Origin of the sequence: Burkholderia sp. NRF60-BP8, assembly GCF_001522585.2 — a bacterium.
In the GTDB taxonomy this organism is placed as follows: domain Bacteria; phylum Pseudomonadota; class Gammaproteobacteria; order Burkholderiales; family Burkholderiaceae; genus Burkholderia.
The window spans coordinates 155,703-181,377 of sequence record NZ_CP013372.1 but is presented as its reverse complement, the minus strand read 5'-3'; the positions used below and the strand labels follow the sequence as shown (position 1 = coordinate 181,377).

Annotated in this window: 19 protein-coding genes; 8 read left to right on the top strand and 11 right to left on the bottom strand. The window is 66.8% G+C overall.

The genetic code is table 11. From position 1 onward, the window contains the following. Positions 1–9: 9 nt before the first annotated feature. Positions 10–1,503: a TolC family protein gene (locus WS54_RS00845; RefSeq protein WP_059786532.1), complete on the bottom strand. Its 1,494-nt coding sequence runs from the start codon at positions 1,501–1,503 to the stop codon at positions 10–12. Positions 1,504–1,619: 116 nt separating this feature from the next. Between WS54_RS00845 and WS54_RS00840 the strand changes: the two genes are divergently transcribed. Together WS54_RS00840 and WS54_RS00835 are read left to right on the top strand one after the other, a co-directional pair. Continuing rightward, positions 1,620–2,393, top strand: coding sequence for an AraC family transcriptional regulator (locus WS54_RS00840; RefSeq protein WP_179955199.1), 774 nt, complete (start codon positions 1,620–1,622; stop codon positions 2,391–2,393). A gap of 119 nt (positions 2,394–2,512) precedes the next feature. Beyond that, on the top strand, positions 2,513–3,499 hold the full coding sequence (locus WS54_RS00835) for a LysR family transcriptional regulator (RefSeq protein ID WP_059786527.1): 987 nt from the start codon (positions 2,513–2,515) through the stop codon (positions 3,497–3,499). A gap of 28 nt (positions 3,500–3,527) precedes the next feature. Here the strand turns inward: WS54_RS00835 and WS54_RS00830 are convergent, their stop codons facing one another. From WS54_RS00830 to WS54_RS00810, 5 genes are read right to left on the bottom strand one after another with little or no spacing between them, the layout of a single operon-like run. Next, positions 3,528–4,016 carry an SRPBCC family protein gene (locus WS54_RS00830; protein ID WP_006479988.1) on the bottom strand — a complete coding sequence of 163 codons (489 nt, stop codon included), beginning with the start codon at positions 4,014–4,016 and terminating at the stop codon, positions 3,528–3,530. 55 nt (positions 4,017–4,071) lie between these two features. Next, entirely contained in the window at positions 4,072–7,638 is a 3,567-nt protein-coding gene (locus WS54_RS00825; protein WP_059786523.1) for an amino acid adenylation domain-containing protein, read from the bottom strand. Between the two features lie 9 nt (positions 7,639–7,647). Next, positions 7,648–8,574, bottom strand: a complete 927-nt coding sequence (locus WS54_RS00820; RefSeq protein WP_059786520.1) for a diiron oxygenase — start codon at positions 8,572–8,574, stop codon at positions 7,648–7,650. Continuing rightward, on the bottom strand, positions 8,571–8,960 hold the full coding sequence (locus WS54_RS00815) for a cupin (RefSeq protein ID WP_059503763.1): 390 nt from the start codon (positions 8,958–8,960) through the stop codon (positions 8,571–8,573). The genes WS54_RS00820 and WS54_RS00815 overlap by 4 nt, the downstream gene beginning before the upstream one ends. Then, a complete protein-coding gene (locus tag WS54_RS00810; protein ID WP_059786519.1) occupies positions 8,957–9,739 on the bottom strand; it encodes a DUF3050 domain-containing protein in 783 nt (260 codons plus the stop codon). The genes WS54_RS00815 and WS54_RS00810 overlap by 4 nt, the downstream gene beginning before the upstream one ends. 394 nt (positions 9,740–10,133) lie before the next feature. Here WS54_RS00810 and WS54_RS00800 point away from each other — a divergent pair, with 394 nt between their 5' ends. Together WS54_RS00800 and WS54_RS00795 are read left to right on the top strand one after the other, a co-directional pair. After that, positions 10,134–11,495: a condensation domain-containing protein gene (locus WS54_RS00800; protein WP_059786516.1), complete on the top strand. Its 1,362-nt coding sequence runs from the start codon at positions 10,134–10,136 to the stop codon at positions 11,493–11,495. A gap of 56 nt (positions 11,496–11,551) precedes the next feature. Beyond that, entirely contained in the window at positions 11,552–12,898 is a 1,347-nt protein-coding gene (locus WS54_RS00795; protein ID WP_059786513.1) for an aspartate aminotransferase family protein, read from the top strand. 27 nt (positions 12,899–12,925) lie between these two features. Here the strand turns inward: WS54_RS00795 and WS54_RS00790 are convergent, their stop codons facing one another. Continuing rightward, on the bottom strand, positions 12,926–13,741 hold the full coding sequence (locus WS54_RS00790) for an AraC family transcriptional regulator (RefSeq protein ID WP_059786511.1): 816 nt from the start codon (positions 13,739–13,741) through the stop codon (positions 12,926–12,928). A 195-nt stretch (positions 13,742–13,936) separates the two neighbouring features. Between WS54_RS00790 and WS54_RS00785 the strand changes: the two genes are divergently transcribed. Continuing rightward, positions 13,937–14,650 (top strand): autoinducer binding domain-containing protein, encoded by a 714-nt coding sequence (locus WS54_RS00785; RefSeq protein ID WP_059786508.1) that lies wholly within the window; start codon positions 13,937–13,939, stop codon positions 14,648–14,650. A gap of 71 nt (positions 14,651–14,721) precedes the next feature. Here WS54_RS00785 and leuA read toward each other — a convergent pair whose 3' ends face one another. Then, positions 14,722–16,431, bottom strand: coding sequence for a 2-isopropylmalate synthase (gene leuA / locus WS54_RS00780; RefSeq protein ID WP_179955205.1), 1,710 nt, complete (start codon positions 16,429–16,431; stop codon positions 14,722–14,724). A 954-nt stretch (positions 16,432–17,385) separates the two neighbouring features. Here leuA and WS54_RS00775 point away from each other — a divergent pair. The 3 genes from WS54_RS00775 to WS54_RS33475 all read left to right on the top strand — a co-directional run bounded on the left by WS54_RS00775 (position 17,386) and on the right by WS54_RS33475 (position 19,712). Then, complete coding sequence (locus tag WS54_RS00775; RefSeq protein WP_050017095.1) at positions 17,386–17,775, top strand: fucose-binding lectin II; 390 nt, start codon at positions 17,386–17,388, stop codon at positions 17,773–17,775. Positions 17,776–18,213: 438 nt separating this feature from the next. Further along, a complete protein-coding gene (locus tag WS54_RS00765) occupies positions 18,214–18,948 on the top strand; it encodes a fucose-binding lectin II (protein ID WP_059786502.1) in 735 nt (244 codons plus the stop codon). Between the two features lie 449 nt (positions 18,949–19,397). Further along, the gene (locus WS54_RS33475) at positions 19,398–19,712 is read left to right on the top strand and encodes a hypothetical protein (protein WP_157692771.1); all 315 of its coding nucleotides are present in this window, start codon (positions 19,398–19,400) and stop codon (positions 19,710–19,712) included. 211 nt (positions 19,713–19,923) lie between these two features. On the opposite strand, the gene WS54_RS00755 is transcribed toward WS54_RS33475, so the two are convergent. From WS54_RS00755 to WS54_RS00745, 3 genes are all read right to left on the bottom strand, one after another. Further along, entirely contained in the window at positions 19,924–23,205 is a 3,282-nt protein-coding gene (locus WS54_RS00755; protein WP_059786499.1) for an autotransporter outer membrane beta-barrel domain-containing protein, read from the bottom strand. Positions 23,206–23,744: 539 nt separating this feature from the next. Then, entirely contained in the window at positions 23,745–24,311 is a 567-nt protein-coding gene (locus WS54_RS00750; RefSeq protein WP_059786496.1) for a cytochrome b, read from the bottom strand. Further along, positions 24,308–25,381 carry a catalase family peroxidase gene (locus WS54_RS00745; RefSeq protein WP_059786615.1) on the bottom strand — a complete coding sequence of 358 codons (1,074 nt, stop codon included), beginning with the start codon at positions 25,379–25,381 and terminating at the stop codon, positions 24,308–24,310. Before WS54_RS00745 ends, WS54_RS00750 begins: the two co-directional genes overlap by 4 nt. Positions 25,382–25,675: the final 294 nt, after the last annotated feature.

Below are 25,675 nucleotides of genomic sequence, written 5' to 3'. Positions count from 1 at the left end.
CGCAGCCGGCTACGGTTGCCAGCCGCCTCCGAGCGCCTTGAACACGGCGACCTGGTCGAGCGAGACCTGCTGCGTCGACTCGGCCAGCGCCGAATCGACCGCGACGAGGCTGCGCTGCGCGTCGAGCACGCCGAGGAAATCGAGGGCGCCGGCTTCGTAGTTCAGCTCGGCGAGGCGATAGGCGCGCGCATGCTCGGCACGCGCGGTTTCGAGCGCGGCGCGGCGGCGCCACGCGGCGCCGTAGCGAGCCAGCGCCTGTTCGGTTTCCTTCAGCGCGCGCAGCACCTGCGCATCGAACTGCGCGCGGGCGAGCGTGTCGTCGGCGCGGGCCTGCGCGAGCCGCGCGCGGTTCGCCGCCATGTTCGGAAAGCGCCACGTGATCAGCGGGCCGACGCCCCAGGCGATCGCGTACTTGTCGCCGAGCGTCGACGGATCGCCGCCGGTCGACAGCCAGTTCACCGAGCCGCCGAGCGAAATCGACGGATACAGCTCGGCCGTCGCCACGCCGATCCGCGCATTCGCGGCGGCCAGTTGGCGCTCGCTCTCGCGCAGGTCGGGGCGGCGGCGCAGCAGCGACGCGCCGTCGCCGACCGGGAACGGCCGCGCCAGCACGGGTGCGGTGCGGCAATGCGCGGCGGCGTCGGGCAGCGCGCCGGGCGCGCGCCCGGTCAGCACCGCGAGTTCGTACAGCGCCGCGCGCCGCGAGCCGACGAGCGCCGGCAAATCGGCGCGCGTGTCGTCGGCGAACGCGCGCGAACGCGCCACTTCGAGGTCGGACACGAGCCCGTGCGCGCGCTGCTTCGCCGTCAGCGCGGCCAGCCGGTCCGCGATGCCGACCGACTGCTCGGCCACGTCGATCCGCTCGCCGTATGCGCACACCTGCGCATACGCGGCCGTCGTCTCGGCGGCCACCACGACGCGCATCGCATCGGACGCGGCCTGCACCGCGTCGGCGTCGGCCTGCGCGGCATCGACCAGATGGCGCACGCGGCCCCACAGATCGACTTCCCACGACAGCGAGAACGACGGCGCGAAACCCCAGCGCGTCCGCGCATCGGTGTCCTTGGCCGCCGCAACGATCTGGTCGGGCGCGTGCTTGCCGTAGTCGACGCCGAAGCCGGCCGTCGTGTCGGGCAACCGCGCGACGCCCGCCTCGTCGAACACGGCACGCGCACGCTCGACCCGCGCGACGGCCGCGGCGAGATCGCGGTTCTGCGCCAGCGCATCGCGCACGAGGCCGTCGAGTACGGGATCGTCGTACAGCCGCCACCAGCGTTGCGGCGGTTCGCCGGCGGCCGCGGCCGGCACGTCGGCCACCGCGTCAAACGGCCCGGTGCGCGTCGCGTCGGACACCGGCGGCCGATACGGCTCGCCGACCGAACACGCGGCCAGCGCGGCCGACGCCAGCAGCACGGCCGCACAGGTGGCGCGCCGCACGCGCGGCAAGCGTGTCTCGACGGCGGGAGAAACGGGCGAAGCGGACGGAATGGACGGAACGCGCATCGGGTGGCAGTGGCAAGGAGGTCGAACAAACGATGGGCTTATGGTAATTTCGACCTATGCGGTCGATCTCGCGCGTAAAGCGCATTCGTCGTCGAGAAAAGGACAATCCCGATCAATTGGAAAATTTCTTCATCGCACTCGAGCGCCAGGCGCGCGACAAGCAGATCGCCGTCGTCGCCTCCGACTCGCCGGCGGGCATGGCGTACCCGCCGCATTCGCACCGCCAGGGCCAGCTGATCCACGCGATTTCCGGCGTGATGATCGTGCACGCGGACGCGGGCAGCTGGGTCGTGCCGACGGGCCGCGCGGTGTGGGTGCCGGGCGGCACGCAGCACGAGATCCGCTCGGCCGGCGACGTGCAGATGCGCACCGTGTTCGTCGGCCCGGAAGTGCGGCCGAGCCTGCCGGCCGAATGCCGGGTGATCGAAGTCGGCACGCTGCTGCGCGAACTGATCGTGACGGCCTGCGACCTGCCCGCCGACTACGACCTGTCGCACCGCGCGGGCCGCGTGCTCGCACTGATCCTCGACGAGATCGAGATCGCGCCGTCGCTGTCGCTGCACGTGCCGATGCCGCACCATCCCACGCTCGTCGCGCTGTGCACGCGGCTCATCAACGACCCGTCGTCGGTCGTCACGCTGCAGGCGTGGGCGCGCGACGCACACATGAACGAGCGCACGCTCGCCCGTGCATTCAAACGCGAGACGGGCATGACGCACGGCGCGTGGTGCCGCCACGCGCGGCTGCTGCTGAGCCTGCCGCGCCTCGCCGCCGGCACGCCGATCCTCGAACTCGCGCTCGAACACGGCTACGACAGCCCCAGCGCGTTCGCGGCGATGTTCCGCAAGACGCTCGGCGTCGCGCCGAGCGAATACTTCCGGCGACGCTGATCCGTCCGTCGATTGTCCGTTTTGCGATGATCGATCGCTGATGCGCGCGCGCGGCGTGCCGCAGCCGTCGCTACAGTAGCGGCATTGCCACCTGGCCAGCCAGAGGTTTCGTCATCCCGATGGATCTGATTCAAAGCATGCAGGCGTTCGTCACGCTCGCGGACGCGGGCACCTTCACCGAGACCGGCAAACGGCTCGGCATCACGACCGCACACGTCAGCCGGCTCGTCGCGTCGCTCGAGCATCGTCTCGGCATCCGGTTGCTGAACCGCACGACGCGTTCGATGTGCCTGACCGAAGCGGGCGAGCGCTATCTGGCGCGCGCCCGCGACATCACGCTGGCCGTCGATGCGAGCGAGCGGGAGGCGCGCGACGCGCGCGTGCATCCGCACGGCCGGCTGCGCGCGCATTGCAGCGCCAGCATCGCGAACCATTTCGTGATTCCGCTGATCGGGCAATTCCAGGCGCGCTACCCGGACGTCAGCGTCGACCTGACGCTCGCGCCGCACTTGCCGAAACTGGTGCGCGACAGCTACGACGTCGCGGTGATCGCAATGCCGAGCCTGCCGAGTTCCGAACAGGTCGCAATCGACGTCGGCCGCATCCGCAGCGTGCTGTGCGCATCGCCCGCGTATCTCGATGCGCACGGCACGCCCGATTCGCCCGGCGCGCTGGTTCACCATCGCTGCGTACAGCTGGTTGCGCCCGCGTATCACGAGCGCATCTGGACGCTGTGGAACGGCGCGGAAGCACAGACGGTGGACGTCGATCCGTCGATGACGGCCGACGTCGCCGCGTCGCTCGCGATCGCGGTGCGCGAAGGCGCGGGGATCGGCTTGCTGCCGGACTTCGTCGCCGCGGCAGACTTGCGCTCGGGCGCGCTGGTGCGTGTACTGCCCGACTACCAGGCGGAGGAAATCGGCGTGTTCCTGGTGTACGCGTCACGTCAGCATCTCGATGCGAAAACGCGCGCGTGGGTCGACTTCATGAAGGCCGCGCTACGCGATGCGTTCGCACAGATGCACGACGACGCGTGCGCACCACCGGCCAGGAAAAAAAACCACGCGCCGGGCAAGGCCGGCGCGTGGGCCGGCGCCGCCGCGTAGCGGCACGGCACCGGCGGGCAATGCACGGTTACTGCGGCTTGAACAGCGCACGCAGGTTCGTCATCGCCATGTCGAGGAAGCCGGTGACGAACGCGTCGAATTCCGGCTGGCGCGCGGCGCCGCCGTGCGACGGTTCGCCGGCGATGTCCCACGTCACCGTGCAGGCCTGGTCGCCGCGCGGCTCGACGCGCATCAGCGCCCACAGATTGCCGATGTCGAACGACGTATGGATCAGGCTCCACGTCATCACCATCGCTTCGTCGTCGTGGCTGTTGAGCTGTTCGACGACGACGTTGCCGTCCGCGAAATGCTTGATGCGCAGCGAGCGCACGCCTTCGCCGATCATGTCGGTATGGTCGAGCCCCGTGATGAAGCGCGAGAAGCCGGCGAAATCGCCGACCACGCGCCACGCGTCACGCGCCGGCACGTCGAGATCGGCCGAGCCGGACAGGATCGGCGTTTGCGGCGCGTAGACGAGCGTGGACGGACGGGGTTGCGTTGCAGTACGTTGCAGCATGATGCCTCCTTGATGAATGATGCGATGACAGCGATTGATCAAATGGGGTACGTCTTCACCACGCGGGTTCGGGCTCGGCGTCGCGGCGGGCGTCGTTCGCGCGCGGCGTCGGCTCGGGCGGCGGCGGCATGAAGCCGCATTCGGCGAGATAGCCGAAATGCGCATCGAGCAGCGCGTCGTCCTTGTCCGGATACGTGACGCCGAGCCGGCGCAGCGTCGCCTCGGTGCGCGCGTGGTCGATGACGGCCATGTCGCCGATGTCGTCCTGCCGGTCGTCGAGATAGAACGCGACGACGTCGAACAGCGCATTCGATTCGTCGATCGACAATAGCCGTTCGCGCCAGACCTCGGGCGCCTCGAAACGCAGCGGATAGCCGCGCCGCGCGAGTGCGCGCAGGTAGCCGGCCCAGTCGAGCGGGCGCGGGTTGTGCAGATGGAACACGCGCTCGGTGCGCGCACCGTCGAGCGTGCACGCGACGATCGCCCGCGCCAGGTAGTCGACCGGACTCAGGTCGAACAACCCGCCCTCGGTCGCGAGCGGCGCGCAGCCGAGCTGCACCGCGCCCTTGAGCAGCAGCAGGATCCGGTTGCGTCCCGGCTGGCACAGCCCCGTGCGCGAATGGCCCGTGATGTTGCCGGGCCGCAGGATCGTCGTGTCGATCCCGCGCGCAGCCGCTTCGGCAACGAGATGCTCGGACACCCACTTCGTCAGGTTGTAGCCGTTGTTGACGAAGGCAGGGCCGGCCTCCGACGGGGCCGCCTCGATCAGGCGGCCCGTCGGGCCCGTCGCGCTCGCCGCGGATAGCGTCGATACGAAATGCAGCGCCTTGCGGCGACCGCTGCAGCACAGGCGGAGCAGCTCGAGCGTCGAGCCGACGTTCTCCGCGTGCAGGTACGGGTAGTCGTACACGTGGTTCACGTGTGCGCCGTTATGATGAATCGCGCCGACCTCGGCCGCGAGCGTCTGCCACACCGCGTCCGACAAGCCGAGACGCGGCGCGCCGAGATCGCCGCGCAGCACGCGCACGCGCGGATGCCCGCACAGATGGCCGAGCCCGTTGACGAACGCCGCTTCGTCGAGCCGCCTGCGCGCGCTCGCGTCGTCGTCGCCGCGCACGACGCAGTAGACGATCTGATTCGTATGACTGATCAGTTCGCTGAGGATGAAGCTGCCCAGGAAGCCGTTCGCACCGGTCAACAACACCGCGCCGGGGCCGTCGCCCGCCGGCTGGTCGGCCGGCAGTCGCACGTCGTCGGGCAGGCGGCGATCGTCGTGCACGCGCGCCGGCACGTTCGCACCGCGCTCGCCCGACTCGTCGGTTAGCAGCGCCGCGAGCGCGGCGATCGTCGGCCGCTCCATGAAACGCGCGAGCGCCGCGTTGCCGCCCAACTCGCGCTTCACCGCAAGCATCAGCCGCGACACCAGCAGCGAATGGCCGCCCAGTTCGAAGAACGACGCATCGCGGCCGATCTCGTCCGGCGCGAGTTCGAGCAGCGTCGCCCACATCGCGGCGAGACGAAGCTCCAGCGCGCCACGCGGTGCATCGCGCGTGTCGCTCCCCGCACGCGACACCGGCAGGCGCGCGAGCGCGGCGCGATCGATCTTGCCGTTCGGCGTCGCGGGCAGCACGTCGAGCGTCGTGATGTCGTACGGCACCATGTAGTCGGGCAGCGTGGCGGCCAGCACGGCGCGCAGCGCATCGGGCGTCGCCGCCGCGTCGACCGGCTTCGCGGCGAACAGGCGGATGCGCTTGCGCTCGTCGGGCACCACCGCGCACTGGCGGTACAGCCCCGCCGCCAGCGCGGCCGTCTCGATCTCGCCCGGCTCGACGCGAAAACCGCGAATCTTCAGTTGCGCGTCGCGGCGGCCCACGTAGCGCAGCGTGCCGTCCGGCTCCCAGCTGGCGATGTCGCCGGTCCGGTACATCGTCGCGCCGGGCGCATCGTACGGATCGGCGACGAAACGCTCGGCGCTCAGGTCGGGCCGGCCGAGATAGCCGAGCCCGACGCCCGCGCCGGCGATGCACAGCTCGCCTTCCTCGCCGGTGAGCACCGGACGGCCGTCGGCCGCGAGCACGTGGCAGCGCGCGTTCGCGATCGGCCGGCCGATGCGCCGGTTGCTGTCGCCGGCGCGCAGTTCGCCCGTCGTCGCGAGCACCGTGCATTCGGTCGGCCCGTAGATGTTGTGCAGCCGCCGGTTCGCGCTCCAGCGCGCGATCGTGTCGGGGTCGCACACGTCGCCGCCCGTGACGAGGTGCGCGAGCGCGGGCCAGTCGCAATCCGGCAGCGCCGCGAGCAGCGCGGGCGGCAGGAACGCGTGCGTGATGCGCGCGTCGGCGACGAGCGTCGCGAGCGCGTCGAGTTCGCGGCGCTGCGCTTCGCTCGGCGCGACCAGCGTCGCGCCGGCGAGCCAGGTCGGGAACATGTCGAGCAGCGACGCATCGAACGCCACCGTCGAGAACTGCAGCACGCGCGACGACGCATCGAGCGACACGTGCGCGCGATACCAGTGGCAGAACTGCACGATGTTCCGGTGCGACAGCATCACGCCTTTCGGCACGCCGGTCGACCCCGACGTGTAGATCGCGACCGCGCAGCGCGCATCGCGGTCCGCATCCCGTTCGAGCGGCCACTGGCCGGCCAGCGCATCGGGCGAGGCGTGCGCGTCCGCTTCCGCGTGCGCGCCGCAGTCGATCACGTCGAGGTCGAATCCGTCGAGCAGCGCCGGCTCGACCGCCCCGCCGACGACGAGCGCCTGCGCCCCCGATTCACGCAGGATCGTGCGGGCCCGCTCGGGTGGAAACGCGGGATCGAGCGGCACGCAGGTCGCGCCGGCGCCCAGCACGCCGACGATCGCCGGGTACAGCGCGACGCCCTTGTCGAGTCGCACCGCGACCACACGCGGCGCGGCCGGCCGCGCGGCGATGCGCGCGGCAACCTGGCGGGCGCGCGTGACCAGCTCGCGATAGGTCAGTTGGCCGTCGGCCGCGACGAGCGCGCAGGCATCCGGCGCACCGGCCGCCGCACGCGATACGAGTTCGGGCAGCGACGGTTCGCACGGCCATTCGGCCATCGTATCGTTCGACGCGTGCCAGCCGGCCAGCCGTTCGAGATCGAGCACGACGTTGGCCGGCCCGGGCGGTGTCGCGCGCGGCGCGTCGTTCGGATCGCTCAGCTCGCGGGCGATCCCGCTCGCGACTTCGTGCATCAGATCGACCGCGCACGCGGCGATCTCGTCCGCGAGATCGGCACCGTTGAGCGCCACGCCGAACGCGAGCGTCGCGTGGGCCAGCTCGCGCGTGTCGCCCGGCGCCGCGTCCGTGAGCCACGCGACGCGTGCCTCGCGCGGCGGAAAGGCATCGGCGACGATCTCGCACCGTAGCGGCCGAGCGTGCGCGCAGTGTACGGCCGGGTCCGGCGCGCCGCAGACGATCGACCACTCGGCCGCGTTGCGCAACGTGTCGGGTGCCGGCGCCGGCAACAGCAGCGCGTCGGCCGCGTCGCGTAGCGGGCCGTCGCGTCCGTCGGCGATGCAGACGGTATGGCCGGTCGCCTCGAGTTCAGCCGCCAGCCGTGCAGCGAGACGGGTCTGGCCGCCGATCGCAATGATGATCGCTTTCATCGACGTGACTCACAGGTAGTCGGACAAGGCCGCGCGGGTCGGCGCGTGATCGAGCAGGCCGCTCATCCGGAAGAACTGCCGGATGTTGACGATCATCGGATGCTGGCTCGTGATCGGATACGCGCCGACCATGTCGTCCGCGATCCGTGCACGCTCGGCGGCCGGCAGATCGAGCGCATCGATCAGGCGGCGATCGAACTGCAGTTGCAGGTCGGCGCTCAGGTATTCGCGCAGGAAGCACGGCAGCCCTTCGCCGAGCGCGAGCCGCGCGAGTTCGTCGATCTCAGACCAGTACAGCTTCACGAGATTGATCCAGAACGCCGAGTGACGGCCTTCGTCCGCGAGGTGATCGGCCATCACGCCCTTCACCGAGCGCTTCAGCGTCGCGTCGCGCGAGAACGCCGCGACTTCCGCCGTGACCGTGTTCTCCGAGATCGCGACGCACAGCAGCTCCATGCCGTCGCGATACTGCGCGCCGACCCGCTCGACCGCGCGCGGAATCGCGCGCGACAGCTCGATCTCGCTGTTCGGCGGCAGCGGCGCGATGCCGGTGGCCTCCTCGACCTGCCGCAGATAGTCCATCGCGACGTACGCGTGGTAGTCCTCGTCGATCACGACGGTCATCGCATCCTGCCGGCACGCGAACGGAAACGGGTGCGCGAACCGGCCGCGCGCGATTCGCAACGCGGTGGCGTTGACGATCTCCGTCTCGAAGATGATCACGTCCTGAATGTACTTGTAGAAGCTCTGCAGCAGGACGAAGTCGCGCACCGCGTCGCCCGCGTCGACGATCACCGGATGCGCGCACAGCGGCTGGCGTTCGAGCGGGTAATAGCGCAGTTCGTCGTCCTCGACGATCCGCCGCGGGCGCGATCGCACGGTCGCGCGCGCCTCCCAGCGATCGACGTGGCTCACGTATGTGACGGCGGTCGTCATCGCGTGTCCTCCGGGGAACCGTAGTAATGGATTTCGAGCAGCAGGCAGCCCGCGTCGCTGCGAAACGGGCCATGCGGCGTGCCGGCCGGACGCACGAAGTAGCTGCCTTCCCGATACGTCGCGCGAGACTCGCGCGTCACGACGTCGACCAGGCTCTGGTCGCCGTCGATCAGGTGCACTTCCTCGTGGTAGTCGTGCAGGAACGGCACGCGCGTGCCCGCGCCGGGATCGAACCGCACGATCCGGGTCCGGATGCCGCGCTTCGCGTGCTCGTCCAGCGTATCGACGAGCACGACCTGGTCGATGCCGTCGTCGAACGCCGCCGGGTGCTCCCAGTCGAGTGCCGCGAAATCGACGATGCGCTCGGAGAGCCCGCGCGCGTTCATGCCGGCACCACGTTGCGGGTGTGGCCGAGATGCGCGAGCAGCCCGTCCCACAGACGCATCCGCTCGTCGATCGCGTCGAGCCCGGCCTGCAGCGCTTCCTCGAGCTTCGCCGCGTCGCCGTCCGCCGCTTCGCGGATCATCGCGCGCGCCGCCGGCCCATGCTCGCCCGAATCCACTTCGATATGGCGGTCGAGGTAATACACGAGCAGCGGAATCGACGAGCGCTCGATCTTCCATTCGTCGAGCAGCGTGCGGAACATGTCGGGAATCACGTTCTCGCGGCCGTAGAAGAAGTTGCCGAGCACCTGGTGCGTCGCGCCCGACGTGCACGCGGCCATCGTCGCCTCGACGAAGCGGATCACCGGCTCCGGCGCATCGACGGCCTTCAGCGCGGCCGACACCGAGAAGCCCGAGCGCACCAGCGACACCATTTCCTCGATGCGTGACGTCGACGCGCCGACATCGCGCATCGCGTGCAGGTACAGGTCGTAGTGGCTCATGTGGCCGTTCGGCGTTTCGTCCGATTCCTCGCCGAGCACGATCTCGTTGATCAGGCGCGACGCATTCGCGTTGCGCGGCGCGACCCACGGCACCGCGACGGTCGTCAGATCCTGCTGCAGCCGCTTCACGAGCGACATGAAGTCCCACACGGCAAACACGTGCCATTCCATGAACACGCGCAGCTCGTCGATGGTACGGATCGATCCGAACACCGGATGATGCGCGAGCCGCTCGTGCTGCTCGCCGATTTTTCGCTCCAGCCCTTCCAGTTGATTCACGGGACTCTCCTAGTAATGTCCGCTCGCGCCAGCCCACCGCGCCGGCTTCCGGCGCCGGAAACCGTTTCCGGCGAATTGCCTGCATGCCGTTTTCGGCTTGCGCAGCAATTTCAGGCGTCGATGCTAAATAAGCTGATAATTTGCCGCCTATTGAAAACGGACATTCTCATATTCTTTCCGGACCAGACCACCCACCCATCCACAAAAGCCTTTACCAGCAAGGCTTTGAAGAATTACAAACAGAACCGCACGGAATTGACAGCCGCAAATCGGGCTGTCTAGGATAAGAATTGCGATTCATCAAAAATGAAATGCACGATGCGAATATGTATTTTTTATTAAACAAATGCGCATTTAATTCATCCACCGGAATAAGCTTTCCAGGAGAAACGACGTGACCGATTCGACGCTTCAATTGCCGCTGTCCGCGCCGCAGCGGGATTTCTGGGAGGCCGCGCTCGCGTATCCCGTCCCGTCGACGCACATCTACGCGGCCGAGTATTTCGAAATTCGCGGCGCACTCGACACCGGCGCATTCGAACGCGCGCTGCGGCAGGTGATTCGCGAGGCGCAGACGCTGCACACGACGCGCATCGTGCTGGATGGCGACACGCCCGTGCGTGTGCTCGACGCCGCGCTCGCCGACCACTGGACGCTCGAACACGTCGACCTCGCCGGCACGAAAGACGCACACGCCATCGCGCTCGCCGGCATGCGCGCGCACTGCACGGGCGCGATCGAGCTGGCGCGCGGGCCGTTCTTCCGCCATACGCTGTACCGCATCGCGCCGGGACACTACTACTGGTATCACGGCTACGCGCACATCCTGGTCGACGGCTATTCGGGCAGCCTGATCGCCACGCGCGCCGCCGAGCTGTACAACGCATTCGCATCGGGCGCCAAGGCGCCGCCCGCGCGCTTCGCGTCGCTCGCGGAACTGCAACTGGACGAAGACGCGTACCGCGCGTCCGAACAGTTCGCGCACGATCGCCGCTACTGGCTCGAGCGCTTCGCGGACCAGCCGCGCACGGTCACGCTCGCCGGCCCCGCACGCTTTCCCGAGCGCGACGACGGGCCCGACCTGCGCGAGACACGCGTCGCCTCCGCAACCGAAAGCGCGCGCATCGAGGCGGTCGCCAGGAATCTCTTCACGTCGACGGTGCCGCGCCTCATCACCGCGCTGACCGCCGCGTACCTGTACCTGAACACCGGCGCGCACGACATCGTGCTGTCGGTCGCCGCGATGGCGCGCACGTCGGCGCGCGAGCGCCGCACGCCGGCGCAGTGCGCGAACATGCTGCCGCTGCGCCTGCACGTCGAGCCGGGCCACACGCTCGACGATCTGTGCCGCCAGGCGAACCGCGAAATGATCGCGCTGCGCCAGCACCAGCGATACCGGATGGGCGACCTGCACCGCGAGCTGACGTCGCTCGACAACGGCCAGGGCGTGTTCGGCCCCGAGATCAACATCATGGCGTTCGACTACGACCTGCGGTTCGGCGACTGCGTGACGACGTCGCACAACCTGTCCGTCGGCACGACCGACGACCTGATGGTGAACCTGACCGACCGACGCAACGGCGAGCCGCTGCGCTTCGACTTCGACGCGAGCCCGCAGTACTACAGCCGCGACGCACTGAACGCCCACGTCGGTCAGTTCCTGACTTTCATGCGTGTCGCGCTCGACGAACCGTTCGCGACGCTCGGCGCGCTCGAAAGCCGGCTCGACTTCCAACCGGCGGCGCTCGCCGGCTGAGCGTCACCTGCGTCACCGTGTTGCCCCGTCCAACCTGATCACTACGGAGTCCTGTCATGTCCTATTCGGAATCGCGCTTCTGGCATCCCCGGCAACATCCGCTCGCCGCGTCGCGCCAACCGATCCGCATCACGCGCGGCGAAGGCTGCTATCTGTACGACGACACCGGCCGGCCGTATCTCGACGCGGTCGCGTCGCTGTTCAACGTGTACGTCGGCCACGGCCGGCGGGAAATCAAGGAAGCGATCGTCCGGCAGCTCGACGAACTCGAATATCACCCGGTGTTCGCCGGATTCAGCCATCCGCGCGCGGAAGAGCTGTCGGCGCGGCTGATCGGCATGCTGCAGCCCGAAGACATGAGCCGCGTGATCTTCGGCTCCGGCGGCTCGGACGCCGTCGAGGCCGCGCTGATGATCGCGCGGCAGTACTGGAAGGTGTCCGGGCAGCCCGAGCGCACCAAGTTCATCGCGCTGCGCCAGGCTTATCACGGCTCGCACTTCGGCGGCAGCTCCGTCACCGGCAATACCGTCTACCGGCGCAACTACGAGCCGACGCTCGCCGGCTGCTTCCACGTCGAGACGCCGTGGATCTATCGCAACCCGTTCACGCACGATCCAGAAGAACTCGGCCGCCTGTGCGCGTCGCTCGTCGAGCGCGAGATCCTGTTCCAGGGACCCGACACCGTGGCCGCCTTCATCGCCGAACCGGTGCAGGCGACCGGCGGCATCATCGTGCCGCCCGCGAACTACTGGCCGCTGGTGCGCGAGGTGTGCGACCGCCACGGCGTGCTGCTGATCGCCGACGAAGTGGTGACGGGCTTCGGCCGGACCGGCGCCGCGTTCGGCAGCCGCGGCTGGGGCGTCGCGCCGGACATCATGTGCCTGGCGAAGGGCGTGTCCTCAGGGTATCTGCCGCTTGGCGCGACCGTCGTCAACCGCCGCATCGAGAACGCGTTCGCGTCCAACCCGGGCGGCATCGGCACGCTGATGCACGGCTACACCTACTCGGGCCACCCGATCGTCTGCGCGGCCGCGCTCGCGAACCTGCAGATCATCGTCGACGAGGACCTCGCAGGCAACGCGGCGCGCGAAGGCGCGTACCTGCTGGAGCGGCTGCAGCCGCTCGTCGACCGCTATCCGGTGGTCGGCGACGTGCGCGGCAAGGGGCTGCTGGTTGGCATCGACCTCGTGAAGGACAAGGCGACACGCGAATCGATCGAGCCGTCGGACGGCTATACGGCCGCACTGGCCGACGCGGCGCGCGATGCGGGCGTGCTGATCCGCTCGCTCGGCAACCGGCTCGCGATCGCGCCGCCGCTCGTGATCGGTCGCGAGGACGTCGACCGGATCGTGCATGCGGTCGAGCATGCGTTCGAAACGGTGCCGCGCTGGACCGCACGCTGAGCGCGACAGCGGGGGCAGTGGCGGCGCTCAGCGCGCCGCCGCTTCCGCGGCCGCGAGGTACTGGCTCGGCGTGACGCCGAACGCACGCTTGAAGGTGGCCGCATAAGTGGTCGGGCTGCGATAGCCGACCTGATGCGCGGCCTGCGTGACGGGCATGCCGCTCGCGAGCAGCGCGAGCGACATCGACAGCCGCAGTTGCTGGCGCCACGCGGCCACGCTCATGCCGGTCTCGCTGCGAAACAGGCGCGCCAGATGGCGCGCGCTCAGCGCGGCGTCGCGTGCGAGCGTGTCGAGCGGCAATTCGCAGTGCGGCTCGCGCTGCAGCCGCTCGCACAGCTTCAGCAGGCGCCGGTCGCGCGGCAGCGGTAACGTGAGCGGCGTCTGCGCGAGTTCGCGCAGCTCGTCGGCGAACAGGCGTGCGAGCGGGTCGTGCTCGATGCTGCAATCGAACGGATGGGACACCCGCGTGGCGAGCTCGCGCAGCAGCGGCGATACGGTCATCGCGCACAGCGTGGCCGGCAGCCGCGCGCTGAGCGCGTCGCAGAGGTAGAGCGAGCAGAACTGGACGTCGTCGGCCACGTGCATCGCATGGACGGTGCGCGCCGGAATCCAGATCGCGCGCAGCGGCGGGGTGATCCAGCGCTGGCCTTCGACGTCGAGTACTAATACGCCGCGCGTCGTAAACAATAGTTGCCCGGCCTGATGCGCATGCGGTGCATACTCGTGAGCAAGCGCGCGGGCGGGGGCCGACGCGCGGGGCGGTTCGATCGCGCGGATCCCGCCGAAGGCGAACGCGCGCGCGCCGGCGCGCGCGAGGAGAGGCACGTCTTGAACGCTGGTCATGGTCGATCGTCCTGATACGAAACCGGAGGGGTACCGCAACACGTGAAACGACGGGGGACAGGTGCCCGCACAAGCGGGCCCGTCGTGCGAACAGCCGCCATTAAACCGGCGTCGGCTTCGCCTCAAAACTGTCCTTTTGAACAGGATACGCGCGGGCCGCAATGCACGGCCCGCCCACACCGACGAGGATCACCGATGGACCTGACAATACTGCACGACTGTTTCGACGCACTACAGCGCGCGCCCACCGCGGAAGCCGCGTTCCCGCCGATTGCAGCCGCCGCGGCCGCGCTCGGATTCCGGTATTGCGTGTACGGCTTGCGCCGCACGCTGCCGCTCGCCCGGCCCGACATACAGATCGTCGGCAATCATCCACGCGAATGGGAACACCGTTATGTGAAATTCGGCTACGTCGCCATCGATCCGATCATCAAGCGGGTCGCGAGCCAGCCGCGGCCGGTCGTATGGAATGCGTTCGACGAACCGGGCGACACCGCGTTCTGGCACGACGCGGCGTGCTTCGGGATGCGTTACGGCTGGTCGCACGGCGGCTACGATCGGGCCGGCAACCTCGGCGTGCTGACGCTCGTGCGCGACACGACACCGCTCGATGCGGACGAGATCTCGCGGCTGCGCGCACCCTGTGCAAGCCTCTCGCATGCGGCGCACGCGTACCTGATGCCGCGCCTCGCCGATCCGATCGCGCCGGTCGGCACCGGGCTGACGCTGCGCGAGCGCGAGGTGCTGGCGTGGACGGCCGACGGCAAGACGGCCTACGAAATCGGGATGATCTTCGGGATCGCGGAGCGAACGGTGAAGTTCCATCTGCAGAACGCCGTCGTGAAGCTCGACGCGATGAACAAAACGCATGCGGCCACCAAGGCTGCGATGCTCGGGCTGTTGCCCTGACGGCGCACACGCGCGTGCCGTGACCTGAAAAAGAAACCCGGGCCGGCCCTGCCGCCCGGGTTTCGACCCGCTTATGCGACGGCCTGCACCGCCGGCTGTCCGGCAAAGAAGGTTGCCTGTGCAACCTCATCCGCGCGGGCATACGCGCGGTTCACGCCGCTGATCACCGCGCGAATCGACGCAGTCGTCAGGTTCGCATCGACGCCGGCGCCGAACGCGCTGCCGCGCACGCCCGTGCCGGCCAGCTCGGCGATCGCGATCGCCTTCGCATCGGCGCCCTGCGACAGCGCGCGCTCCTCGTAATGCTGGATCCGCAGCGGCGTGTGCAGCGCGTGCATCAGCGCGTCGAGCGGGCCGTTGCCTTCCCCGCGCAGCACGCGGCGCTCGCCATGCACGTCGGCGGTCAGCACGATCGTCTCGCGGCCGTCGCGCTCGGTCAGCTCGTGGCTGACATAGCGCAGCGGCGTGTCGCTTTCGACGTACTCCTGCTGGAACAGCGCCCAGATCTGCGCGCTCGTCACCTCGTGACCGCTCTCGTCGGTCAGGCGCTGCACGGCCGCGCTGAAATCGACCTGCATGCGGCGCGGCAGCACGACGCCGTAGCCCTGTTCGAGCAGGTACGCGATACCGCCCTTGCCCGACTGGCTGTTCACGCGAATGATCGAATCGTACGTGCGGCCGAGGTCGTTCGGATCGATCGGCAGGTACGGAACTTCCCATACGGTATCCGTGCGCTGGACCGCGAAGCCCTTCTTGATTGCGTCCTGGTGCGAACCGGAGAACGCGGTGAACACGAGGTCGCCGACATACGGATGGCGCGGGTGGACCGGCAACTGCGTGCATTCCTCGGACGTGCGCGCGACTTCGTTGATCTGCGAGAAATCGAGGCCCGGATCGACGCCCTGCGTGTACAGGTTCAGCGCGAGCGTGACGAGATCGACGTTGCCGGTGCGTTCGCCGTTGCCGAACAGGCAGCCCTCGATCCGGTCGGCGCCGGCCATCACCGCGAGCTCGGCCGCCGCGACCGCGGTCCCGCGGTCGTTGTGCGGGTGGACGGACAGGATCAGCGAATCGCGGCGCGCGAGATTGCGGTGCATCCACTCGATCTGGTCCGCATAGTAATTCGGCGTGCCGATTTCCACCGTGGCCGGCAGGTTCACGATCGACTTGCGCTCGGGTGTCGGCTGCCATACGTCGAACACCGCGTCGCAGACTTCCTTCGCGAAATCGAGTTCGGTCGCGGTAAAGGTTTCCGGACTGTACTGCAGCGTGAATTGCGTGTCGGTCGCCGCATCGGCGCACCGCTTGATCGTGCGCGCCGCGTTCACCGCCAGTTGCTTCACGCCGTCGCGATCGAGGCCGAACACGATCTTGCGGAATTCCGGCGCGGTCGCGTTGTACAGGTGCACGATCGCGCGCTTCGCGCCGCGCAGCGATGCGAAGGTGCGCTCGATCAGGTCGTCGCGCGCCTGCGTCAGCACCTCGATCGTCACGTCGTCGGGAATGTGGCCGCCTTCGATCAGTTCGCGCACGAAGTTGAAATCGGTTTCGGACGCGGACGGGAACGCGACCTCGATCTCCTTGAAGCCGATCGCCACCAGCGTCTTGAACATCCGCATCTTGCGCGTGGCGTCCATCGGCTCGAACAGCGCCTGGTTGCCGTCGCGCAGGTCGGTGCTCATCCAGATCGGCGCCTGCGTGATCGTGCGCGACGGCCACGTGCGGTCGGGCAGGTTGACGGGCGTGAACGGTCGGTATTTGGTCGCGGGGTTCTTCAGCATCATGATGTCGGTCCTCGGTCTGTTTGTCGGTGAAGCGCGGCGCGACGGCCATCGGCGTGATGAGCCGGATATCTGCGCAGTGGTAAAAACGGCAAAAAAGCGGCACAACGGCAAAGCGGTACGGCAAACGACGGCCTTGGCGGTTGAGCGACCGGGACGGAGCGGAGTGGAGACGGAAGAAAAGACGAACTCGGGCGCCGGTCGACAACCGGGGCCAGGTCGGTGATGCGGGGAAAATCTAGCGCTTCAGGAAAGAAGCAGATGGAAAGCGCGCAGCCGCAGACCCAGCCCGGAGAAGCGGGCTAGTAGTCGTAGCGAGAAAAGGAACTGGGCGGCGTGCATGACCGGCATCAAATCACAGGGTGGCCGCGTCTGTCAACCGGGTGCGCATTTATTCCGCGTCGCCCGCTGAACGCGCGTTTGCGCAGAATCAGCCCCGTCCGATAGGCGGCGGCTTCCCACGTCGATATGCTTCACGGGTGCGGCGCCGGTGAGGTCCTATTCATGTTCGGAGTGAGTCGGTCCACCCTCTTCGCCGGTCGCCGCATACCCCCTCCCCTGCAATCGGGCTTCGGTGCAGGCGTTCGACGGTGGCCGGTGGGCGCGGCCACGGCAGAGATGCTGATGTTGAAACGAAACGCTGCCATATGCGAACGCCGAGCGCCTGCTCCGAAGTCCGATTGCCCCGCCTCTGCGCCCGCCTCGCGCACTCGCGCATCGTTCAGGAAAGCGATACACACATCGATATAATTCATCGAATATATCGAAATCGATGCCGTCAATTACACTCCATTAAATCGGCTAACGCTGTTTTTCGGTTTACTGAACAATAATCATTCTCGACTGAATATTTTTTTATTTATTTTTCGCCATGCTTTGTATGTCGCGTTTCAAACGGCAAACGTTTGCGCGACAAGGCCCCTGGCCTTATCCAACACTCCAAAGGAGAAAAGCATGGCCGACTCTCAAACGTCATCCAACCGCGCGGGCGAGTTTTCGATTCCGCCGAATACCGATTTCCGCGCGATTTTCTTCGCGAATGCAGCCGAGCAACAACACATCAAACTGTTCATCGGCGACAGCCAGGAACCCGCCGCGTACCATAAGCTGACGACGCGCGACGGCCCGCGCGAAGCCACGCTGAATTCCGGCAACGGCAAGATTCGTTTCGAAGTGTCGGTGAACGGCAAGAAGTCGGCGACCGATGCACGCCTCGCGCCGATCAACGGCAAGAAGTCGGACGGCTCGCCGTTCACGGTCAACTTCGGGATCGTCGTGTCGGAAGACGGCCACGATAGCGACTACAACGACGGGATCGTCGTGCTCCAGTGGCCGATCGGCTGACCTGATACGCGATCGACGACCGACCGCAGGCGGCCGCTCCGCATGCGCGCTGGCCGGCGTTTTGCCCCGGGTACGGCGGCGCGTCGCCCCACCGGCCCCGCCCTCCGTCCGGAGACGTCCATGCCCTTCCTTTCGGCTTCGCTCGTCAGTGGACCCGTCGTGACGTCGGCGACTTACGTCGACATCCCGGGCCTGTACATCGACATCTCGAACGCCGAGAGTCGCGACGGGAAACTGCCGACGACGATTGCAACGACGGCACCGTGTTCCCGAACTGGCCGCTTGGCTGAGCGCGGCCGTCGCGAAACATCGCAATGGCGACGGGGCCAGCCACCCATTGCGGATCGTTCGAGCGGTTCCACGCTTTGCTTCGCGCGGCCCGATGAAAACCGATCACCGGCCGCGCGATGCGAAACCATCCATCAAGACGAGGACGACATGTCACAACCCTTTACCCACGACGACCTGTACGCACTGCTGCAACTCGCGGGCAACGACGCCACTGCCGTGCAGACCAACAGCGATCAGGCCGTGCTCGACCGGATGCGGCAGTTCATGACCGCGCAGCTCGTCGAGAAATTGCCGCAATATGACGTGTTCGTCGATATCGCGACGATCCCGTACAGCTTCGACGTCGGCAGTTGGCAGAACAAGGTGAAAGCCGATGCGGCAGGCCAGGTCGTTGCCTGCACGGTGACGTGGGCCGGCGCGCCGGGCGTGTTGCCCGGTGCGGCGGCGAAGTTCGGCGTCGGCGCGGTGGTCAATTACTTCTCGAAAGCGACGCCGCAACCCGTACCGCCGACGCCCGTGCCGAGCGGCGGCGGCGAACGCGACGGCGTCTTCAACCTGCCGCCGAACATCGCCTTCGGCGTGACCGCGCTGGTCAATTCGTCCGCGCAGCAGACGATCGAGGTCTTCGTCGACGACAACCCGACACCGGCCGCGACGTTCCAGGGCGCCGGCACGCAGGACGCGAACCTGAACACGCAGATCGTGAACTCCGGCAAGGGGAAGGTGCGGGTGGTCGTGACGGCGAACGGCAAGCCGTCGAAGATCGGCTCGCGTCAGGTCGACATCTTCAAGAAGACCTACTTCGGGCTGGTCGGATCCGAAGATGGCGGCGACGGCGATTACAACGACGGCATCGCGATCCTGAACTGGCCGCTGGGTTGAGGACGCGGCCGCCCGACGAGTGTCGCCACGCCGCCCGGCGTGGCGATCGATCCTCCTCGCGCCCTCGCCATCCACGGGCCCAAGCCCCCGACGTGGTCGGTCCCGCTGATCGTCCGAGACGGCATCTGATCGCCAGCAAGCTCGTCGACAGGACCGAGTTGCTTGGTGCACTGCCGACGACGGCGCGAGAGTTTGGTTGAGGCTTCGTTCTGCCCCGTCCGCCATCGGTCTTCACGGGAAGGCGATGGAACCGCCGGACTCATTCGATCGAATCGGAATCCGGGACGACTGCGCCATGTCGTTTTTCTAGTGCGCTGCATCGGCCGGTTCGATCCGCCATACAGGTTGGACATACAGATCGCGAGACTATATTCTTTCCCGAAGTCGCGCCGGCACGACGATCACTCCAGTCGAACATGACCGTTCCATTCAAATCACCAGGAAAATAGATGTTCAACGGAGCATTATTCATTTTCGAAATACTCGTCGTCGCTTTAATTATTATCGCGTCGATCATCGAAGCCATTCAGCACGATGGCCTACGCAAATGGTACTGGATGACCTGCGCATTTATGTCACTCGCTGGGACGATAGGTACTGCTTACATCCTGATGTTCCCGTTGAAATCTGCCGGCAACATGGGAAATTCTGCATCGACAGCGCATCTGGCGATAATTTCAATATCATTCACCTGCATCGGAACGCTTCTTTCCCTGCTTGGCATGATTCATTCATCAATCGGACGACTAACAAAGAAGTCGTGAAATAGACTCGGCCGGCAGATAGTTCGTATCGCTGGACGACCGCCGTCGGAGCCGCCATTCGACGCGCCCCGACGACGATCAAACGACGGGTTGCCTGGCCGCGCTGCCGCTTACCTCGCGCCATGCCGGAGAAAACGCCGTCCCGGTAAATCCACGCATGAACCAGGCGACCGTGCCACGGCCAATCGCCGCCGATCGACGCGCCTCGTCGTCACCACGCCCACCGCACCCCTGCATTACCGGTGATCGTGCGCTGGTGCTCGCCGCCAAGGTTCGTCAGATAGCTGACCGTCACATACACGCTGCCGCGCTTCGTCAGCTGCGCGACGAGCCCCGCGCCGATCTGCCCGGCCGTCTGCCCGACCTGCGTGCCGATCGTCGTCGCGCCGCCGAACGTCGTCTTGTCGTCGGCACCGAACGAGCGCAGCACGTTCACGCGCAGGTACGGCTTCCAGCTCACGCCGCGCGCATCGAACGCGTATTGCAGCCGCGCGCCGATCCGGCCGAGGAACGTGTTGCCGTTGTTCCACGTGACGTCCGACACGCCATCGTTGAATCGGGCCAACGACAGCCATTGCCACAGCAACTGCGCCTGCGGCTCCAGCGTCAGCCCATAGCCGAGCGAGATCGGCACGCCCGCTTCGACCGAACCGGTGACCGCGTTGCCGTCCGTCGAACCACTCACATTGTTGCTCGAATGCGTGCGTACGGTCAGCACGCTCCCCATCGCCACTGCGTCCGTATACCAGCCACCCGGGCCAATGTGTGTCCAGTATCCGCCGAGGTTGTACGCATTCACCTGCAGCGAACCCACGCCCAGATCCGGCTGCGCGAGCGCAAAGCCGTTCACGTCCCCAATCGCGCGCGAGAATCCGAGGAAGAAGCCGTAGTGGTTACGGTGTCCGCTCGGCCGGTTGTCCGCATAGAGATCCTGCCCGACCTGCATCCCCCATACCGTTCCGTCATAGGACGGCGTCACATCGCCATTCTGCTTGATGTTGCTGTAGCCGCCCCATACACGTGACCACGACACGGGCACCGAGCCGTTTTCGGCCAGCAGTCCCTGTTCGCCCTGGCGATCATGGAAGGTATCGATCTGCAGCAATCCAAGCTGCCGCGCGACAGCCGGCACTTCCGAGTACAGCGGGACTTCGGGACGGTAAACAGGTTCCGGCTTGGCGTCGGGCGCCGCGTTCTTGACAGCCTCGACGATCGATTCCGGCGTACCGTCGGCAACACTGAATGGCGGTTGCTGCGTTGGCTGATCCGGCCGCGGAGGAACCGTGCTGCGCAGATACCAGTCCTCCCCCGTCAAGGCGGTAACCCCGCCTTTCACCAGATAATAGGAGTAAGCGCCAGCGCTGACCGTACCGCCCGCCAACGTAAACGCGTTACCCGTATTTGCAAAGTTCACGGCGTAAACCAACCGAATACCGTCGGACTTGGTCAGCGCACCGGCACCACCGACGTTCGTTACGTTCAGTGTCGTCTTGCCGCTTGCCGTCGCCGCTGCCGGCACACCACCGATCATCAACGTGTCCGATGGCGCACCGTCGCCGGCAAGCGTCGTATTCATGTTGACCGCTCCATTCTGCCCGACATAATTGCCCGACACGGCCAATCCGTTACCGACAACGCGCCCACGGAGCTCAACAACTCCCGCATTCGTCAGGGTTCCGAATATCCGGAAGTCTCCCGGCAAACCGCTGGCCAGACTAGGCAGCGCATTCGCGACTGAAATCGTGCCATTGTTCGTCACGTTACCCGTCACACTGCCATACCCGCCAAGCGTCGCACCGGGCGCGATGGTCAAGGGGCCACCGCCCCGCAGTCCCGCCGCCGCATCGAGATCACCGACAATGAGCGTGCCGGCAGCCACGTTCGTTCCGCCCGAATAAGTGCTGTGTACGCCATTCAATGTCAGCGTGCCGTCTCCCAGCTTGGTGAGTCCGCCCGAACCCGTGATGTCCTGCATGATCGTCGTGTTGAACCCCTGCGTATCGATCGCGCCGTTGTTCGAAGTGGTCGAGATCGCGCGGCTCGACGCGAGATTGAACGCGCTGCCGAACTGCAGCGTGCCGCCGTTGAAAGTCAGTCTTCCCGATGAAGCGCCGAGCGCGTTGTCCGCCGCAACCGACAGCGTGCCTTGCGTGATCGTCGTGCCGCCGGAATACGTATTGCCGCCCGCCGCGGACGGCGCGAGCGTCAGCGTGCCCGCGCCGGTTTTCTCCACCGCGCCCGAACCGCCGATCGTCCCCGTGTACGTGCCGGCGCTGTCCTGCTGGAAACGCACGAGCCCGTTGTCTGTGACGGACAGTGGCAGGTTCGCCGCATTCGCCTGCAGCGTCGCGCCCGCGTTGACGGTCGCGACGACCGACGCCGTCGTCGTGCCGAGCGTGCCCGTGAGATTCAGCGTGCCGCTCTGCACGAGCGCGGTCGAGAACGTACCGGTGCCGGCCCACGTCCAGTCGGTGCCGGCCATCGTCAGGCTCTGGAAATTCGTGAACGCATTCGATGCGGTGCCATTGCCTTGCAACGTCACGGTGTTGGTGCCCGCGCCGCCGTTGGCGGTGCCAACGATCTGCGAGCCGGTCTGCAGGATCAGCGTCACGTTGCCGCTGCCGCCCTGGATCGCGGTGCCGCCGCCACCCTGGATCAGCCCCGCGTTGGTGATCGTCGTCGCGCCGTTGGTCGAGCGCACGCCGATGCCGTTGTTGCTGATGATCCGGCCGCCGGCCTGGTTCGTGATCGTCGCGGTAAACGAGCTGCCGAGCGTGTTCGACACGACCGCGTCGACGCTGCCGCCGCTCGTCGCGGTGCCGGTGGTCTGGATCGTGCCGCTGTTGACCAGCGTGTCGTTGTTGCCCTGCATGTAGACGGCCGGCGCATCGCGGCCGTTCGACGTCAGCGTGCCGCTGTTGGTGATCGTACCGTTGCCGCCGAGCAGCGACGCGGCGCGCGCGTTGTTGCCGGATGTCACCACGGTACCCGTGTTGACGATCTGGTTGCCCGATGCGCCGGGATTGCTTTGCCCCCACGCGGCCGTCATCCCGTACGCGTTGTTGCCGGTAGTCGTGATCGTGCCGTTGTTGACGAGCGTGTTGTTGTTGCCGTTCGCGGCCATCCCGTCGTTGTAAGTGCCCGACGTCGAAATCGCGCCGGTCGCCGCATTGGTGAGCGTATTGCCGCTGTTCACGCCGAGCAGCACCGCACCGCGGTTCGCGACGCCCGTGCCGTTGCCGGACATCGACAGGTTGCCGTTGTTGGTGATCGCGCTCGACGAGTCGACCGAAAACGGCGTCGGCGTGGACGTCAGCACGTAGCTGCCCGTCACGGTCGAATCGAGGTTAATCGTCACGTTGGTGCTGCCGGTCGTGGCCACGACCGACGGCGCATTCGCGCCGGTACACGTCACCGTCGTACCGCTGCCCGGCGCGGTGGCCGAGCACGCCGCATACGCGCCGACCGGCACCGCGCCGGTGAGAATCGCCATTCCACCCAAACCCAGTTGCCGCGCCTTTCTTTTCATTTTTCCGCTCGCATTTATTGGTGACGTTATTGCTGCAAATCGGTGCGTGAAACGGGTTATATCACCTGTCTCGAAATAATCGCAAGCTCCAGCGGTGCGATATCGGAAATCACGTCTCAATTCATTGCGGAACGGGAAATAAGGGAAATAGCCGCGTTGTTGCGTCGCGGAAAATGCTGCGCGACGGGCCTCGCGGAAGCGAACGAAAGCGAATCGGTTTAATTTTCCGGTTGTCACGAAATTCACGAAAACCGTGACGGCGAAATTCGGGCGAATAGGAAAATATGACGCGATGCCGCAATCGCCGGACCATACAAAACAACATGAATAATTCGGTCATGTTGCTTTGCACGAAGCAAGGCCGCCCGCTTTCGGACGACTGCTTGGCCGGAAGTGTTAGTCGATGCGCTCGACGATCCCGCCGGCAGATACTTCGATAGCTGGACAACCGCCGTCGGAGCCGCCATTCGACGCGCCCCGACGACGATCACACGACGCGCTGCTCAGCCGCACTGCCGCCCACCTCGCGCCATGCTGGAGAAAACGCCGTCTCGGTAAATCCACGCATGAACCAGGGCGGCCGACAGATGGGCCAGCACGACGACGAACAGCAGCCGCGCCAACAAGCCATGCGCGTCGCGCAACCATGCGAAGAGCGTCGGACTGGCCGGTACGATCGCGGGCAGGTTGACGCCCTTGAACAGCACGATCGGGAAGCCGCCCGCCGACAACAATGCCCAGCCGATCAGAGGCAATGCCAGCATCAGCGCATACAGTGCCCAGTGCGACGCTTTCGCTGCGAGTACCTGCCAATACGGCAAGCGCTCCGGCAGTGCCGGCGGCCGGCTGCGCAGACGGTTCGCGACGCGCAGCAGCGCCAGTACGAGGATCGCGATACCCAGCGGCCGATGCAGGTCGATCAACCAGATCCGGTGATGCAACGACGTCATCATTCCGGCGCCGATGAACAGCATGGCCAGGATCATCGCAGCCATCAGCCAGTGCAGACCGCGCGCCAGCGCGTTGAAGTGGCGCGGTGCGCCGCCGTTCGTGATCTTGCGCGGTTTCATTTGACCTCCTGCTTGCCGACCGCGTCGGTCGCCTTGCCGTAGCCAATTTCCCGCTCTCGGCGATTGAACGAATGCGCGTATGCCCCCGAACGCGCGTTCAGGATCGGATCGTTCGACACCTCGACGCCCGCGGGCACGATCGACGGATCGAAGTTGATGTCGCGGCACGCGCCCTCGGCCTGTTCGACGACGCGCGTCATCTCCAGCGTGCCGGCGACGCGCTGCTTGCGATCGGCCGGCCACGGCTGCGACGCGTCGTCGACGGGATCGCCCGGCTGCGCCAGTTGCAGCACGTAGTCCCAATAGAGCGGCTTCCGGGCGAGGCGCTCGCGCACGCCTTCGAACAGGAAGTCGTGGTCGGCCTTCTGCCGCTGTGCGTCGCTCATCGGCATGAACGGATCATGCGGACGCATCATCCAGCGCACCGGCTGCCGGTGACCGTCGGCGGCCACGAGATAGAAGGCGTTGACGCTGTAGAACGTCGCGCCCGCGAAACTGCCCGGGGCCGACTCCCGCGCCGCCCATTTCATGAACTTCTCCGCCTCCGGGTACGCTTTCAGGAACGCGGAAACCCGTGCAGGGTCGGGCTGGCCGGTGGCCGGATCGGGCGCGGTCGCCTGCTGCATGGCCAGAAAGCCCTCCGGTTCGTGTGTCGCGAAGTACGGCTGGTTGTTCATCGCCATGCGCCATTGCTGCTTGTCGTCGGTCGTCAGCAGCAGCGCCATGCTCAGCGTCGTCGTGGAACTGTCCGCCGCGTACGGACTGCCGGTGCCGATCGAGAGCCGCCCGACGACCGGAATGTCCGCCTGCCTGAAGACGCGCGCGGTCGACAAAGATGCAGCCGCAGGGTCGGGACGGAAGATGCCGGCGAAGCAGACGCCCTTGCCGTGCGCGCGGCGAAAGCCGGGCGGAAACGGCTGCGGGGTTTCCGACACCAGCGATACGCTCGTCGTGCGCGAGCCGATCCAGCCGGCCGTCCACGCAAAGGCGGACGTCAGCGCGCCCGCAACGGCGGCGATCGCCGCCAGCGCCCCCCACGTGCGTTTTGACGTGAAATCCAGTTTTGACATAGATGGTTTTTCATCCCGTTGTGTCGTCGTGCGTGCCGCGCCGGATTTCGCATAGCGCGGGCGTCGATGCATGAAGCGCGTGGCCGCGCTCACGGGCGCCATCGGGCGCCCACGATCGAGTCGATTGAAGTACGAACGGGTAGCGACGATCCGCTGCGGAAATCGCTACGCGCGATGCATACGAAAATCTTAGCGACGGGGTAAAAGCGAGACCATCAGACCGGGCTGAAATCGCCGACCGCGTGTAGGACCAGTCCGGCGGAAGCGCGCGCGGTACCGTCCCGCGTGCTCGAG